Consider the following 15,402-nt stretch of genomic DNA (forward strand, 5'->3'; position numbering starts at 1 on the left):
CAGCAGGGCGCGGCGACGAGCGACATCTCGCGCTCGGTGCAGCAGGCCGCCCAGGGCACGGGGGCGGTGACGAGCAACATGGAGCGGCTGGCGACGACCGTGGAAAGCACCAGTGCGGCGGCCGACAACGTGCTCTCCGCCTCTGGTGCCATGTCGCAGAACACCGACGCGCTGCGCGAGGAGATCGACCGCTTCCTCAACGACGTCGCGGCGGCCTGATCGCCAAGCCGACGCGGCAGAGACCGACGACACGAAAGGCGGCGGGACCCCGGTCCCGCCGTTGTTGTTTCTGCTTCCGTTGCGGCATCGTAATTTCCTGCAGGGCAATACTGCCGGACGCCAGAATCGTCAAAGTTGCCAGTTGTTAAAAACACCCGCCGCTTTACCGAAGATTCACACAAAGGCGTCTAGGGTACGAACAATGCACAGGCGTTGGAGGATGGGGATGCCCCGGCTACTCGGATTTATTGGAAACCTTGGATTTGCAGCCAAGATCGGCGGCGGTTTTGCGGTGGTCTTGCTGCTCACGGCCATTGTCGGCGGGGTGGGTGCGCTGACGATCGGCAGCCTGACCGGACAGATGAAAACGTCCGAGGTGGCGGCGGACGTGATGGGCGGCCTTCAGGATGTCTCGGCATCCCGCGAGGCCTTCATGCGGTCGCGCAATCCGGAGGATGCCGCAAGAACCAACGAACTCATCACCGCGCTCAATGACAAGCTCCAGGGGCTCCAGGCGGCCGTGTCCTCCGATCCGGCGGCTCAGGCCGAGGTGGCCAGCGCGCTTGAGGCGCTCGCCGGTCTCAAGGCGGATTTCTCCAAGGTCGGCGCGGAGATCGCCAATCAGGAAACCCTGCTTGCGGAGCTGACCGGTTCGGTCGGCAAGCTCGGCGATCTGGCGAATTCGATCAACACCCTGATGCAGGGGGAGCGGCGCGACGCCAAGCGCGAGAGCGTTCGCATGTCCGCCACCAACCGCAAGATCGACGAAATCAGCCAACTGGTGTCGTCGGTGCGCGAATCCGCCCTGCGCGTGCAATATCTCTTCCTGCTGTCGACGACCTCAACCTCGAAGGAGGTGATGGACGACACGCTGGCGGAAACGGCCGTTCTCCTCCAGAACGCCGGCGCGCTGACCAACACCTCGATCGACGGGATGGACAGCACCGCGATCGAGACGCTCGCCGCCGAGGCCGCCAAGCTTGAGGCCGGACTCGCCAAGCTGAAGGATACGACGTCCTTCGCCGAGGTTCATCAGTTGCGCCGGACGATCAAAGAGTCCCTCACGCAGATCAGCGATCTCGCCGCCAATATCCAGGTCGCGGCCCGGATGGTCGCAGCCAAGGTGCAAAAGACCGCGCAGGCAAGTGCGATCGAACAGATCAAGGTCGATCTCGTGTCGGACTACGGCGCGGAACTGGCCGAACAATCGATCCTGGTCAAGGCGTCCACGCTCGGATTGATCTCGGGGCTCGTGGAAGCCACGCCCGACGAGGTCCACGGCGAACTGGCGGAACTGACCCGGATCGCCGGCATGATCAATTCGGCCGCCGCCAAGTTCCCGGAAGTGGCGAAACTGGTGGAGCAGATCCAGGGAGAGATCACGGCCTATCGCGGTGCGTTCGATTCCATGGTCGCCAGCCTCGAAACGGTCGAGACCATGACCACCGATCTCGGGGTCGTCGCCAACCAGATGCGCATGCAGGTCTCCGAGCTCGCCGCGCGTCAGGCCCAGGATGCGGCCGCCTCCGGTACTGCAAGCTTCTGGACCATCTCGGTCACGCTGGCGATTGTCGCCGGCCTCGGCGTTCTGGTCGCCATCGTCCTGTCGCTCGCCATCACCCGTCCGACCCGTCGCCTGACGGCGATCATGGGTCAGCTGGCCGAAGGCGACACCGACGTCGAGATCGACGGCACCGAACGTGGCGACGAGATCGGCGCCATGAGCCGCACGCTCGAGGTGTTCCGCGACAATGCCCGCGAACGCGCCCGCATGCGGGCCGAGCAGGAACGCGAGCAGGAAGCCGCGGCCGAGCGCCAGGCGCGCGTGGATACGCTGATCGCCGACTTCCGCACCCAGGTGCAGGAGCTTCTCACCTCCGTCGGCGACACCGCCTCCGGCATGGAAGCCACCGCACGCGACCTGACGCGGATCGCCGGCGAAAGCGCGGAACGCGCGCAAGACACCAGCAACGCCAGCGGCACGGCCACGCAGAACGTGGAAAGCGTCGCGACGGCAGCGGAAGAACTCGCCGCCTCGATCGCGGAGATCTCGCGCCAGGTCGGCCAGACGACGCAGGTCGTCGGCGAGGCCACCGAAGGCACGCGTCGCACCAACGAGAAGGTCGCGGGTCTTGCCGAGGCCGCCAACAAGATCGGCGAGGTCGTCACCCTGATCCAGGCGATCGCCGAACAGACCAACCTCTTGGCGCTGAACGCGACCATCGAGGCCGCACGTGCCGGCGAAGCCGGCAAGGGCTTTGCGGTCGTGGCCGCTGAAGTGAAGGAGCTGGCGACCCAGACCTCCAAGGCAACCGAGGAAATCGGCGCCCAGATCGGCGCCATCCAGGGCTCCACCAAGGACGCCGTGGAAGCGATTGCCGCGATCACGGCGACCATGCAGGAGGTGGACAACTACACCTCCGCCATCGCCGCGGCGGTGGAACAGCAGGGGGCCGCGACCAACGAGATCTCGCGCAACGTCCAGAATGCGGCCACCGGCACCACGTCGGTCTCCGCCAACATGGGCGAGCTCTCCAACGCGGTTGCCGAAACCAACGCCTCGGCGGACATGGTGCTGGTCGCTTCCAGCGACGTCGGCGAGAAGACCCGCGACCTGCGCCAGCAGATCGACCGCTTCCTGACCAACGTCGCGGCCGCCTGAGCCACGACCGAGCGGATCGGACCTTCTGAGAGCGGCCCGGGCATCCCTGCCCGGGCCGTTTTCGCATGTCAGGACGTCAGGGTGCGGCCACCGGCCGCGACGTTGCCGGAACCACCGGCTCCTGCTTCACGGTTCCCATGATGAAATGGGTGGTGAAGGCCGCGACATTGGGGTCGTCGTCGAACAGGCGCGCGGTCAGCGCGTTGAAGGCCGCCATGTCGGCGACATCGACCTGAAGCACCGCACTCACGTCCCCGGACACGCTGTAGGCCATCGACACGGCCGGCTCCTCGCGCAGCTTGCGGTGGAAGCTTGCCCGATACTCCGGCGCATGCCGCAGGAAGGAGACGGTGACGATCGCCGAAAGATCGTTGCCGAACGCGTGCCCATCGACGAGCGCCACGACCCGGCGCAGGAGGCCAGCCTGTTTCAGCCGCCGCACGCGGCGCAGGCAGGCGGAGGGCGAAAGGCCGACACGGTCGGCCAGACGGGCATTGCCGATATCGGCATCGCGTCGCAATTCGCTCAGGAGCAGTCTGTCGATCCGATCTATCTCACTCATGTGCCCGAAAATTGCCTTTCGCCTCGAAGAACGCAAGATCCGCGCGTCGGGGCGGGGCAGAACGACCGCACCGCGCGCATGGCGCGGTATAGCTTGCACCGGTCGCCCGTGCTACGCGGTCGCAAACCGCGCAGCACCCGCCTGCTCTGCCCGCACCCGTTGTCCGCCTGCCGTCCGCCGTCCCAAGACAAGGCCCGCCTCATGCCTTCCTATGTGCGTTCCCTCGCCCATCGCTGCCTTGCCACCTTCTTCCTGCTGGTGAAGGTCATGCTTCCGGTGATGCTGCTCGTGCGGCTCGGCGATCTCTACGGTCTCACCGACCTGCTGGCACGCGGCCTCGCGCCGGTGATGGGGCTCGTCGACCTGCCGGCCGAGGCCGGGCTGATCTGGGCGATCACCCTCCTCACCGGGCTTTACGGCGGGGTCGGCGCCTTCGTCTCGCTGCAACCGGAGATGCAGCTCACGGTCGCGCAGGTCAGCGTGCTGTCCTCGCTGATGCTGTTTGCCCATGCGCTGCCGGTGGAGCAGGCGATCGTGCGCCGCGCCGGCGCCAGCCTGCTCGCCACCACGGCGCTGCGGCTCGGGGTCGGCTTCGCCTATGCCGCCATCGCCGCCTGGATATGCCGCACGACCGGCGTGTTGTCGGAGGTGGTCGTGCTGGAGTGGATGCCGAGCGATGTTACGACATCCGACTGGGGAAGCTGGATGCGCGCCACGGCGCAGTCGCTGGTCAGCATGCTGGCGATCATCGTCGCGCTATTTCTGCTGCTCGACATCCTCAAGGCGATCAAGGTCATCGGCTGGCTGACGCGGGCCCTGAACCCGGGCCTCAGGCTGCTGGGCCTCAACCCGGATCTGGCGCCACTGACCACCATCGGCCTGCTGCTCGGCCTATCCTATGGCGGCGGGCTGATCATTCAGGAAACGATGGTGCGCCGCTACGACAGGCGCGACCTGTTTCTGGCGCTGAGCTGCCTGTCGCTCTGCCACTCGGTGATCGAGGACACGGCGGTCATGCTGGCGGTCGGCGCGGATGTCTGGATCATCCTCGTCGGCAGGATCGCCGCAACCGTCCTTGTCATCGCGGTCCTGGCCCGCCTGCTGCACCGCCCCGGACCGCGCCCGGCACTCGAAACCTGAGCGGCCGGGTCAACGCCGCCCGCAACGAAAACGGCCCGGAAGCGATCCCGGGCCGTCAGACTGCTGATAAGGTGGCGTTGCTCCAGGCGTCATACCGGTCAAGCGTCAACGCGACCCGGTATCGGAGAGCCAGAAGCCTGTGTTTTTCAAGCCAAGAGAAGCCGACAGGCAGTGCCTCACCGATCCCGGCTCTCCGCATTCGCTCCGTCCGGGATGACGAAGCTACAGAGGGTGCCTTCATTCTCAACGGCCCGGGAGATCCCCGGGCCGTCTCTCGCCAAAACCGCAGCCGATGCGGCAGAGGCCGCGCCTCGCCGTCAGGCGCAGGCGGCGACCGCGCGTTTGGCCATCACGGTGATCAGGTTGGCGCGATAGTCCGCCGAGCCGTGAATGTCGGACAGGAGCTGGTCCGGATCGGTGGTGACACCGGCGATCGCATCGGCGGAGAAATTCTGCGCCAGCGCGTCCTCAAGGCCCGCATGACGGAACACCCCGCCCTGCCCCGCGCCGGTCACCGCGACCCGAACGCCGCCGTCGGTCTTGGCGACGAAGACGCCGGCCATTGCGTAGCGCGAGGCCGGGTTCGGGTATTTGGCATAGGCGCAGGCACCGGCCTTGGGAAACTCCACCGCCGTCACGATCTCGCCGTCCTCAAGCGCGGTCTCGAACATGCCGGTGAAGAAATCCTCCGCCGGGATCTGCCGGCTGTTGGTGTGGATCGTCGCGCCCAGCGCCAGTGCTGCGGAGGGATAATCCGCCGCCGGGTCGTTGTTGGCGAGCGAGCCGCCGATCGTTCCCATGTGGCGCACATGCGGATCGCCGATATGGCCGGCAAGGGTGGCAAGTCCCGGCAGCATGCGCTTGACGATCTCCGACCCGGCGACCTCCGCATGGGTGGTGGCCGCACCGATGCGCAGCCCCCCGGCCGTCTCGGTGATGCCCTTCATGTCGGCGATATGGGTAACGTCGATCACGTCGGAGGGTGCGGCAAGGCGCTGTTTCATCGTCGGCAAAAGCGTCTGGCCACCGGCCAGCACCTTGGCGTCGTCGGATGCGCCCAGTTTGGCGACGGCATCGGAAACGCTCGTCGCGCGGTGATAGGTTGTTTCGTACATCCTGGGTCTCTCCTCACCCGTCTTGATCTTGTCTTGTCGTGTCCGGCCGGGCCTTGCGCCTGTGTCCGGCGCGCGCCCGCTCGTCGTTCCGCCGCGCCCCGGAGCCTTGGCCCCGCGGCGCGGGTGATCCCGCGGTTGCTATTCCGCCGCCTGCGCCGGCTGGGCGCTCTTGAGCGCGCGCCACACGTTGGCGGGCGTCGCCGGCATCTCCAGCGCATTCGTGCCGATCGCATCGGTGATCGCGTTGATCACCGCCGGCGGCGAGCCGATGGCGCCGGCCTCGCCGCAGCCCTTCATGCCGAGCGGATTGCCCGGACATTCGGTGACCGTCGTCATCAGCCGGTAGGACGGCACGTCGTCGGCGCGCGGCATGGTGTAGTCCATGTAGGAGGCCGAGAGCAGCTGGCCGTCCGCGTCATAGGCGGCGTTTTCCAGAAGCGCCTGGCCGATGCCCTGGGTCAGACCGCCATGCACCTGGCCCTCGACGATCATCGGGTTGATGATCGTGCCGAAGTCGTCGGCGGCGACGAAGTCCACCACCTCGGTCTTGCCGGTTTCCGGATCGACCTCGACCTCGCAGACATAGGTGCCGGCCGGGAAGGTGAAGTTGGTCGGGTCGTAGAAGGCGCCTTCCTTGAGGCCCGGCTCCATGCCTTCCGGCATGTTGTGGGCGGTATAGGCGGCCAGCGCCACCTGGAAGAAGGGAAGCTCCTTGTCGGTGCCGGCGACCTTGAAGGTGCCGCCTTCCAGCGTGATGTCGCCCTCGGAGGCTTCCATCAGATGGGCGGCGAGCTTCTTGGCCTTGGCCTCCACCTTGTCGAGCGCCTTGGAGATCGCCGACATGCCGACCGCGCCGGAGCGCGAGCCGTAGGTGCCCATGCCGAACTGCACCTTGTCGGTGTCGCCGTGGACGATGGAGACCGTGTCGAGACCGACGCCGAGGCGCTCGGCCACGAGCTGGGCGAAGGTGGTCTCATGGCCCTGGCCGTGGCTGTGCGACCCGGTGAGAACCTCGATGGTGCCGACCGGATTGACCCGCACCTCCGCCGATTCCCACAGGCCGACGCCGGCGCCGAGCGAGCCGACCGCCTGGGACGGCGCAATGCCGCAGGCCTCGATGTAGCAGGACAGGCCAATGCCGCGCAGCTTGCCGCGACGGGCGGCCTCCGCCTTGCGGGCGGCGAAGCCGTCGTAGTCGATCGCCTTCAGCGCCGCATCGAGGGAGGCGTCGTAGTCGCCCGCGTCGTAGCACATGATCACCGGCGTCTGGTGCGGGAAGGAGCGGATGAAGTTCTTGCGGCGGAACTCGGCCGGATCCATGCCGATCTCGCGCGCCGTTGTCTCCATCAGCCGTTCCAGCAGATAGGTCGCCTCCGGACGCCCCGCGCCGCGATAGGCGTCGACCGGCGTGGTGTTGGTGTAGACCGTCTTCACGTTGCAGTGGATCGCCGGGATGTCGTACTGGCCCGACAAAAGCGTTGCATAAAGATAGGTCGGCACCGAGGAGGAGAACAGCGACATATAGGCGCCAAGGTTCGCCACCGTCTTGACCCTGAGGCCGACGATCTTGTTGTCGGCGTCGAGCGCGACTTCCGCTTCCGAATGGTGGTCGCGGCCATGGGCATCGGTCAGGAAGGCCTCGGTGCGATCCGACGTCCATTTGACCGGCACGCCGGTCTTCTTGGAGGCCCAGAGGCAGACCATCTCTTCCGGGTAGATGTAGATCTTGGAGCCGAAGCCGCCGCCGACATCGGGTGCGATCACGCGCAGCTTGTGCTCGGGCGCGATGTTGTAGAAGGCGGAGAGCACCAGCCGCGCCACATGCGGGTTCTGCGAGGTGGTCCACAGCGTGTAGTGCTCGTCGGCCTCCTCGTAGTGGGCAAGGGCCGCGCGCGGCTCCATCGGATTGGGCACCAGACGGTTGTTGCGGATTTCCATCTTGGTGACATGGGCGGCAGAGGCGAAGGCCGCCTCGGTGGCCGCCTCGTCGCCGATCTCCCAGTCGTAGATCAGGTTGCCCTCGGCTTCCGGGTGGATCTGCGGCGCGTCGGGCTTCAGCGCGTCGAGACTGTCGACCACCGCGTCGAGCGCCTCGTAATCGACCACCACCGCATCGGCGGCATCGCGGGCCTGGGCGCGCGTCTCGGCCACGACCACGGCAACCGCCTGGCCGACGTGGCGCACGGTCTCATGCTCCAGCGCGCGCCACGCGCCCATCTTCATCGGCGTGCCGTCCTTGGAGTGGATCATCCAGCCGCAGATCAGGTTGCCGACGCCGTCGGCCGCCAGTTCCTCGCCGGTCAGAACCGCGATCACGCCGGGCATCGCGCGCGCCGCGTCGGCGTCGAGCGAGGAGACCTTGGCGTGGGCGTGCGGCGAGCGCACGAAGGCCGCATGGCACATGCCGGCGACCGCCATGTCGTCCGTGTAGCGTCCCTTGCCGGTGATGAAACGCTTGTCCTCGCGCCGGGTAACCCTTGCGCCAATGCCTTCTGCTGAACCTGTCATGTGCATCCTCCCATGCGGTCTCCTGCAGGCCGTTTCGCGGCGCGTGGAGACCCTTGACCTGTGCAATCCCTCAAGGTGTCCGTTTCTGCGGTCCCCGTTTGCGGGGATCGGCGGCCCCGTGCGGCGGAGCTTCCTCCGCCTGGCGGGACGCGCGGTTGCCCGCGCCCGTGTCCCGTCGTCCGCCCGTCGCGCCCCCCGCGCGACCGGCCCGAGCCGCCGCCAGCCCTATTCGGCCGCCGTCTTCATCCCCGCCATGGTCTCGCTCGCCGCGGCAATCGCCTTGACGATGTTGTGATAGCCGGTGCAGCGGCAGATGTTGCCCTCCAGCTCCGCGCGGATCGTCGCCTCGTCAAGCGGCGCGCCGAGGCGGTTCACCATGTCGACGGCGGCCATGATCATGCCCGGCGTGCAGAAGCCGCACTGAAGACCGTGATGCTCGCGGAAGGCCGCCTGCATCGGGTGCAGCTCGCCGCCGGAGGCCAGCCCCTCGATGGTGGTCACCTCCGCGCCGTCCGCCTGGGCGGCCAGCATGGTGCAGGATTTCACCGCCTTGCCGTTGACATGCACGACACAGGCGCCGCATTGCGACGTGTCGCAGCCGACGTGCGTCCCGGTCAGCCCTGCGCCCTCCCGCAGGAAGTCGACCAGCAGCGTGCGGCCCTCCGCCGGTTTCGACACGCTCTTTCCATTCACCGTCATGGTCACATTGGCCATGCTGTTCCTCCCTCTCGATCGTCAGACCCGCTCGCCGGGCACTTGTTGCCGATGTTCCGTCGCCGAGTGTAGCGTCCTGCCCGCACCCGGCAATTTGCAAATTCGAAAAACCGCTAGCTCATCACCGCCAGAATGACGATCACCGCCGCCAGCGCGATCAGCCCCCAAACCATCGGACCGCCGAAAGCGCCGCGACCGGCGGCCGTCTCGACCTCCGTTTCAACCTCGTGCATTGCCTTTTCCACCCGCTCCTCGACGTCGTGGGCGGCCTCGCTGACGGACGACGCGAAGGAACGTTCTTCCTTTGCGGCCGGCGCCGCGGTGTCCGGGGCCTGTTCGGCAGGCGCGGGCGCAGGCGTCGGCGCAACCGCCGTCTCGTCGGGACCGGCGACCGGCTCGCCGGCGGCCCGGAACGGCGCTGGCTCTGCCGGCGCGGGAACCGGCTCGGCGGGCGCAGGCTCGGCAGGCGCGGCGTCCGAGGTGCCGGCATCGCCCTCGACGATATCCTTGAAACTGGAGAAGAACTCGTCGGCCATCTTGCGCGAGGTGGAGACGATCAGCCGGCTGCCGAGCTGGGCCAGCTTGCCGCCGACCTGTGCCTTGACCTCATAGGTAAGCACCGTCTCCTCGCCGTCCTCGGCGAGCGACACGTCGGCGGCGCCCTTGGCGAAGCCCGCGACACCGCCCTTGCCTTCGCCGACGATGGTGTAGCTCTCCGGCGGGTTGAGGTTTTCCAGCGTCACCGCACCCTTGAAGGTCGCCTTCACGGGGCCGATCTTGGCGACGACGGTGGCGGACATTTCGGTGTCCGAACTCTTCTCCAGCTCCTTGCAGCCGGGAATGCACCGGCGCAGGACGTCGGGGTCGTTCAGCGCGTCCCACACCGCCGCTCGGGAGGCGCGGATCCGATACTCGCCACTCAAGTCCATAAACTTCATCCTCCGGCTGGACCGTCGCGGAACTGTACGGTTGTGGCAATTTACACCACAACCCGACACCCCTCGCAAGCGGTCACTCTGACACTTGGGCGCTAGCTTGGCCAAGCCGGCGCACGCTTGCAAGTCTTTGAAAGACAATTGGCTGCAAAGTTCTCTTTGGTGCAGGGCAGCATGGCGGGGGAGACCGCCGGACAATCGGGCATTGCCGCCGGTTGCGCCGCTTGCGCCGCGCCCGACAGGGCGAAACGGGTTTCGCTTTTTCCGAAATTGCTCTAAGGCGATCCTGCAAAACCCAGACAGTCCGAGCCGCTTTTCAAAGAGGTCCCTCGCGTGACCGACGCCCCTTCCCCGCTTCGCCCCGCCGCGCCCGGCTCCGCCCCCCGCGCCGCATGGCCGACCATGCTGGAAACCCGCGGCTGGGAGGACTATGCGCTTCTCGACTTCGGGCTGGGGCGCAAGCTGGAACGCTACGGCGATGTCGTTGTCGACCGCCCCGAACCGCAGGCGATGGGCCGGCGCCACCTCAGCGATGCGGCGTGGGACGCGGCCGACGCCGTCTTCACCGGACAGGACGACGACGACGGGCCCGGCCGCTGGCGGCTCAACCGCGACCTGCCGGAAACCTGGGAGATGCGCTACGGCAAGGCGGCGTTCCTCGGGCGCTTCATGTCGTTTCGCCATGTCGGCGTCTTTCCCGAACAGGCCGCGCACTGGCAGTGGATGGCGGATACCATCGAGAAGACCCCGGCGGAACGGCCGCTGAAGGTGCTCAATCTCTTCGGCTACACCGGTCTCGGCTCGCTGATCCCGGCGAGCGTCGGCGCGCAGGTCACGCATATCGACGCGTCGAAAAAGGCGATCGGCTGGGCGCGCGAGAACCAGGAGCTTTCGGCCATGGAGGATCTGCCGATCCGCTGGATCTGCGAGGATGCAATGAAATTCGTCGCCCGCGAGGTCAAGCGCGGCAACACCTATGACGGCATCCTGCTCGACCCGCCGAAATACGGACGCGGCCCGAAGGGCGAGGTCTGGGAGCTGTTCGACAGCCTGCCGGAAATGCTGCCGATGATCGAGAAGATCCTCGCCCCCGACGCCCGCTTCGTCATCCTCACCGCCTATGCGATCCGCTCCAGTTTCGTCGCCCTGCACGAGATCATGTCGGAGACGCTCGAAACCCGCGGCGGCCTGCTGGAATCCGGCGAGCTGGTGCTGCGCACCCCCGATGGCGGGCGGGCGCTGTCGACCTCCATGTTCAGCCGCTGGAGCATGCCATGAGCGAGCGTCCGCCTTTCTCGGACGCCGCTTCGCGTCGGGTCGCCGGCAGCGTCAAGCAGATCACGTCCTTTTCCAACCCGCTGGTGAAGGACATCAAGGCGCTCGTCGCCCAGCGCAAGCACCGCCAGCGCAGCGGACGCTTCGTCGCCGAAGGGCTGAAACTTGCCACAGACGCGCTGGCCGCCGGCTGGGGCATCGACATGCTGGTGCTCGGTCCCGAGGCGCGCGAGAGCGAGGCGGCCCGAGAGGTCGCGGCCACCGCCCGTGCCCGTGGCGCCACCATCCTCGAGGTGTCGACGCCCGTGCTCGCGGCCATGACCCGGCGCGACAATCCGCAGATGGTCGTCGGCGTCTACGAACAGCGCCTGCTCGACGGCGCGGAGCTGACGCGCGCGCTCAAGGCGGATCCCGCCGCCGTCTGGGTGGCGCTCGATCACGTGCGCGATCCCGGCAACCTCGGCACCATCCTGCGCACCGCCGATGCGGTGGGAGCGAAGGGCGTCATTCTCGTCGGCGAGACCACCGACCCCTTTGCGGTGGAGGCCGTGCGCGCCACCATGGGCTCGCTGTTCCACGTGCCGCTGGCGCGCATGACCCGCGCCGCCTTTCAGGAGATGGCGGCAAGCTGGCCGGGCACGCTGGTCGGCACGCACCTCAAGGGGTCGACCGACTACCGCGCGATTTCCTACAAACGTCCGACGCTGCTCCTTATGGGCAACGAACAGGCCGGCCTGCCGGACGAGATGGCGAATGCCTGCACGACCCTTGCCCGCATCCCGCAGGTGGGCGAGGCCGACAGCCTGAACCTCGCGGTCGCCACAGGCGTCATGCTCTACGAGATCCGCCGCGGCGATCTCGCGCTCGACGCCTGAGGCGACCGTCTCGGCGGCCCGGGGCAGCGCCTATTTGGTGAGTGTCACGCTTTTGTTCGCCCCGAGAACCTCGATGCCCTTCTTGCCCATCGTATGGGTCACGTCGAGCGCCTCCTCATAGGGCGCGACCCGGGGCAGGACGATGCCCGGCACGCACCCGACGACCTCGACGCCCCAATAGTCCGGCTGCGTGACATAAATGAGCGGCCGCAGTTCGACCCTCATCGAGACAGTGGGTTTCTCGCCGCTGACGACCAGAAACATCCGCTTGCCGCCCTCTTCGGTGTGCAAGTCCGCCTTGTCGAAATCGATCAGCCGGCAGCTTTGCGACGCCGGTTGCGCTTGAAGCTTTTCAATGAGTTCCATATTCCCCTCCCAGGGTCTTTATCCGACGGTCGGCTTCGATCCCGCTGAACCCGGGCGACGCTCCCGCCATGTCAAAAAACAGAATTTGAAATACGTCTCTTCACGGCGTTAACACGCCAGACGAGAGATTATCACGAATACACGCAGAAGGACCATCCACTCATGCGCCTGTTTGTCTTCGGCCTCGGTTTCTCCGCCAGCGCCTTCGTCGAGCGGGTTGCCCCCGACTGCGACTGGATCGGAGCCACGACCCGCAGCCCGGAAAAGGCGGCGCAAATGCGCGAACGCGGCATCACCCCGTTCCTGTTCGACGGCACCGCCCCCGGAGACGGCATCGCCGAGGCGCTTGCGAACGCCACCCATGTGCTGGTGTCCATCGCGCCCGATGCGCAAGGCGATCCGGTGCTGACCCATCACGGCGCGGATATCGGTGCGCATCCGCCGGCATGGATCGGCTATCTCTCCACCGTCGGCGTCTACGGCAATCACGACGGCGGCTGGGTCGACGAGGAGACGATCTGCCGGCCGGTCTCGAAGCGCTCCGTGCAACGCGTCGCCGCCGAAACCGGATGGACGCGGCTTGGCGAAAAGGCCGACATCCCTGTGCAGATCTTCCGCCTCTCCGGCATCTACGGACCCGGACGCAATGCGCTGGCGACGATGGAAAAGGGCAAGGCGCGGCGGCTGATCAAGCCGGGCCAGGTGTTCAACCGCATCCATGTCGCCGATATCGCCGGCGCGCTCGCCGCCGCCCTGGCAAAGCCGCCGGTCAGCCGCATCTACAACGTCACCGACGACGAACCCGCCCCGCCGCAGGATGTTGTCGCCTATGCCGCCAAACTGCTGGACGTCCCGCCCCCGCCGGAACAGGATTTCGAAACCGCCGAGCTCACGCCGATGGCCCGCTCCTTCTACGGCGAGAACAAACGCGTCTCCAACGCCCGCGTCAAAGAAGAACTCGGCTACACGTTCCAGTACCCGACCTACCGCGAGGCGCTCGACGCGCTGTACCGGGAGGGGTGGAAATAGGAGGCATCCTGCAAAGTAGGAATAGTTCCTACCTCGTGGTATTCTGTCCGCCTTTCAGGAAGGGACGCCATGGCGAACACGAAAAAATCCTATGTGATCGGCGAGCGCTACGAGGCCTTCATTGCCCGCCAGCTCTATGCAGGGCGTTTCAACAACGCCAGCGAGGTCGTGCGGGCGGGCCTGCGAATGCTGGAAGACCACGAACTGCGCATCGCCGAGGCGCGTGCCTTGGTCGATGCGGCTGACGCGGAAATTTCAGCGGGCAATGGCATCGCCTACGCTGACGGACAGGCATTGGCCGACGACATCGTGAACCGTGGGCTGGCGCGATTGAACCGAGGCGATTGATCCTCGCGCCAAGCGCGAGAGAGGATCTAACAAAGATATTCGTCTATCTCGCCGGAGAGGACATCGGTGTCGCCACGAAGTTCGTGGCCGATCTCACAGCAAAAATCGAATGGATCGCCAAGAGCGGCTTCAACGGCGCGCCCCGCGACTGGATCCGCCCCGGCTTGCGCGCGCTCCCTTACCGCGACCGTTGCATCTACTTCCGGATTGACGATGAAACCGTGACCATCCTGCGCGTCATTCATGGACGGCAGGACATGTCCGCGCAGGAGTTTTAGAGCGCGGGGAACGGCTCCCCCTCACCTCCCCGCGAAACTTCGCTCCGGCACCTTCCCCGCGATCTCCAGGATCAGCTTCTTGCGCACGGCGTCGGCGAAGGTGGCGGGGCTGTCGGCGGTGACGACGAAGGAGCCGGGGCCGCCGATGATGCGTTCGGCGAAGGCGTCTTCGAGCACGTAGGAGGCCGGGCGGCCCGAGCAGTGGCGGCAGAGCACGGCGAGCCCGTTGATGACGATGCCCGACGCCACGACCTCGGCGCGGGCCGTTTCCAGCGGCGGGCCGTTCCAGTTGTTGGCGCTGTCGGCGGAAAGGTCGATCACCCGGCGGATGCCCTGATACTGGTTTTCCTCGATCATGCGCTTGCCCTTGAGCAACGCCGCGCCGATGGCGTTGCGCCCGTAGGCGCGGCGCGGCGGCACCAGAAGCGCGGCCGCGAAAGCTTGCGCCGAGGCCCTGCCGTCGATCACCGTCCAGTCGACGACGACGTCCTGCGATCCGGCATCGGCCCATTCCACGTAAGCGACGGCGATCTTGCCGTAGGCATTGCCGGCGATTGCCGAAAGCACCGCCGGATCGGTGATCGCCCGGGCGTAGCCCTCGCGCTGAAAGCGGATCTCCGCGTCATCGATTGAGCCGGTCGCATCGGCGAGCAGCACAAGCTCGAGATCGAGATAGGGGTCGACCCCGGTCTGGGCCCGCAGCGACCCGGCCCCGGCCATCGTCCCGAACAGGATCAGCGCAAGGCCGATGGCAAAGGACAAGAGACGATCGCGGGCGCCGGCCCCGCCCGTTTGCCGAGTGTTCGTCCGCCGCTCCGTCTCCATGCGCATCTCCTCCGCCGCATCGACCTGACCCAGAGTAAGGTGGGGCAGATCGCCGGGACGACCAGTGGCAGGGCGTTTTGGGCACCGGACCGCGACGGAGAGCGAAAAAGCGGCCGGCCCGCTGGACCTTCGCGCGCGATGCCCCACAATCAATAGGGCCTCCACGCGGGGCACGTGAGGACAGAGGGAGATACAGATGTCGGAACCGGTGATTGCGCAAAAGGCCCCCATTCCGGTGGAGGTCGAGGCCGGCAAGACCTATTTCTGGTGCGCCTGCGGCCGCAGCCAGAAGCAACCGTTTTGCGACGGCAGCCACGCCGGCACCGACATCACGCCGGTGAAATACACGGCCGATGCCGACAAGAAGGCGTTCTTTTGCGCCTGCAAGCACAGCGGCAAGGCGCCGCTGTGCGACGGGACGCATTCCCGTCTCTAGCTGTGAAGTCTCAGGAGGTTGTTCACCCGGTTCGGGGTTAGGCTGCAATCGCCAAACTCCAGCCGAGGATCCCGAAGGATGAACAACCCGCACCAAGGTGCCCGCCTTACCGTCT

15 protein-coding genes and 1 pseudogene are annotated in these 15,402 nt (G+C 66.7%); 9 read left to right on the plus strand and 7 right to left on the minus strand.

What is annotated here, in order from left to right:
- Positions 1–219 (plus strand): annotated as a pseudogene (locus LC092_RS20575) (methyl-accepting chemotaxis protein); the annotation flags it as partial.
- A gap of 226 nt (positions 220–445) precedes the next feature.
- Positions 446–2,881: a methyl-accepting chemotaxis protein gene (locus LC092_RS20580; RefSeq protein WP_224809564.1), complete on the plus strand. Its 2,436-nt coding sequence runs from the start codon at positions 446–448 to the stop codon at positions 2,879–2,881.
- A 76-nt stretch (positions 2,882–2,957) separates the two neighbouring features.
- On the opposite strand, the gene LC092_RS20585 is transcribed toward LC092_RS20580, so the two are convergent.
- Positions 2,958–3,443, minus strand: a complete 486-nt coding sequence (locus LC092_RS20585) for an Lrp/AsnC family transcriptional regulator (protein WP_224809565.1) — start codon at positions 3,441–3,443, stop codon at positions 2,958–2,960.
- Between the two features lie 201 nt (positions 3,444–3,644).
- Here LC092_RS20585 and LC092_RS20590 point away from each other — a divergent pair, with 201 nt between their 5' ends.
- Positions 3,645–4,583: a nucleoside recognition domain-containing protein gene (locus LC092_RS20590; RefSeq protein WP_224809566.1), complete on the plus strand. Its 939-nt coding sequence runs from the start codon at positions 3,645–3,647 to the stop codon at positions 4,581–4,583.
- Between the two features lie 317 nt (positions 4,584–4,900).
- Here LC092_RS20590 and LC092_RS20595 read toward each other — a convergent pair whose 3' ends face one another.
- The 4 genes from LC092_RS20595 to LC092_RS20610 all read right to left on the minus strand — a co-directional run bounded on the left by LC092_RS20595 (position 4,901) and on the right by LC092_RS20610 (position 9,849).
- The gene (locus LC092_RS20595; RefSeq protein ID WP_224809567.1) at positions 4,901–5,698 is read right to left on the minus strand and encodes an FAD binding domain-containing protein; all 798 of its coding nucleotides are present in this window, start codon (positions 5,696–5,698) and stop codon (positions 4,901–4,903) included.
- Between the two features lie 138 nt (positions 5,699–5,836).
- The gene (locus tag LC092_RS20600; RefSeq protein ID WP_412103628.1) at positions 5,837–8,206 is read right to left on the minus strand and encodes a xanthine dehydrogenase family protein molybdopterin-binding subunit; all 2,370 of its coding nucleotides are present in this window, start codon (positions 8,204–8,206) and stop codon (positions 5,837–5,839) included.
- A gap of 225 nt (positions 8,207–8,431) precedes the next feature.
- A complete protein-coding gene (locus tag LC092_RS20605; RefSeq protein ID WP_224809569.1) occupies positions 8,432–8,920 on the minus strand; it encodes a (2Fe-2S)-binding protein in 489 nt (162 codons plus the stop codon).
- A 113-nt stretch (positions 8,921–9,033) separates the two neighbouring features.
- Positions 9,034–9,849 carry an SRPBCC family protein gene (locus LC092_RS20610; RefSeq protein WP_224809570.1) on the minus strand — a complete coding sequence of 272 codons (816 nt, stop codon included), beginning with the start codon at positions 9,847–9,849 and terminating at the stop codon, positions 9,034–9,036.
- A gap of 339 nt (positions 9,850–10,188) precedes the next feature.
- On the opposite strand from LC092_RS20610, the gene LC092_RS20615 reads away from it, so the two are divergent.
- Together LC092_RS20615 and LC092_RS20620 are read left to right on the plus strand one after the other, a co-directional pair.
- Positions 10,189–11,133 (plus strand): class I SAM-dependent methyltransferase, encoded by a 945-nt coding sequence (locus tag LC092_RS20615; protein WP_224809571.1) that lies wholly within the window; start codon positions 10,189–10,191, stop codon positions 11,131–11,133.
- Positions 11,130–12,005 (plus strand): TrmH family RNA methyltransferase, encoded by an 876-nt coding sequence (locus LC092_RS20620; RefSeq protein ID WP_224809573.1) that lies wholly within the window; start codon positions 11,130–11,132, stop codon positions 12,003–12,005. The genes LC092_RS20615 and LC092_RS20620 overlap by 4 nt, the downstream gene beginning before the upstream one ends.
- Positions 12,006–12,035: 30 nt before the next feature.
- Here LC092_RS20620 and LC092_RS20625 read toward each other — a convergent pair whose 3' ends face one another.
- Entirely contained in the window at positions 12,036–12,371 is a 336-nt protein-coding gene (locus tag LC092_RS20625; RefSeq protein ID WP_224809575.1) for a hypothetical protein, read from the minus strand.
- Positions 12,372–12,533: 162 nt separating this feature from the next.
- Between LC092_RS20625 and LC092_RS20630 the strand changes: the two genes are divergently transcribed.
- The 3 genes from LC092_RS20630 to LC092_RS20640 all read left to right on the plus strand — a co-directional run bounded on the left by LC092_RS20630 (position 12,534) and on the right by LC092_RS20640 (position 14,026).
- Positions 12,534–13,400 (plus strand): SDR family oxidoreductase, encoded by an 867-nt coding sequence (locus LC092_RS20630; protein ID WP_224809577.1) that lies wholly within the window; start codon positions 12,534–12,536, stop codon positions 13,398–13,400.
- A gap of 69 nt (positions 13,401–13,469) precedes the next feature.
- The gene (locus LC092_RS20635; protein ID WP_224809579.1) at positions 13,470–13,748 is read left to right on the plus strand and encodes a type II toxin-antitoxin system ParD family antitoxin; all 279 of its coding nucleotides are present in this window, start codon (positions 13,470–13,472) and stop codon (positions 13,746–13,748) included.
- A complete protein-coding gene (locus LC092_RS20640; protein ID WP_224809581.1) occupies positions 13,745–14,026 on the plus strand; it encodes a type II toxin-antitoxin system RelE/ParE family toxin in 282 nt (93 codons plus the stop codon). Before LC092_RS20635 ends, LC092_RS20640 begins: the two co-directional genes overlap by 4 nt.
- A 21-nt stretch (positions 14,027–14,047) precedes the next feature.
- On the opposite strand, the gene LC092_RS20645 is transcribed toward LC092_RS20640, so the two are convergent.
- Positions 14,048–14,851 (minus strand): DUF1194 domain-containing protein, encoded by an 804-nt coding sequence (locus LC092_RS20645; protein WP_224809584.1) that lies wholly within the window; start codon positions 14,849–14,851, stop codon positions 14,048–14,050.
- Positions 14,852–15,047: 196 nt separating this feature from the next.
- On the opposite strand from LC092_RS20645, the gene LC092_RS20650 reads away from it, so the two are divergent.
- A complete protein-coding gene (locus tag LC092_RS20650; RefSeq protein WP_224809586.1) occupies positions 15,048–15,287 on the plus strand; it encodes a CDGSH iron-sulfur domain-containing protein in 240 nt (79 codons plus the stop codon).
- The last annotated feature ends 115 nt before the right edge of the window (positions 15,288–15,402 follow it).

It is taken from the genome of Stappia stellulata (genome assembly GCF_020176715.1).
Taxonomy (GTDB): domain Bacteria; phylum Pseudomonadota; class Alphaproteobacteria; order Rhizobiales; family Stappiaceae; genus Stappia.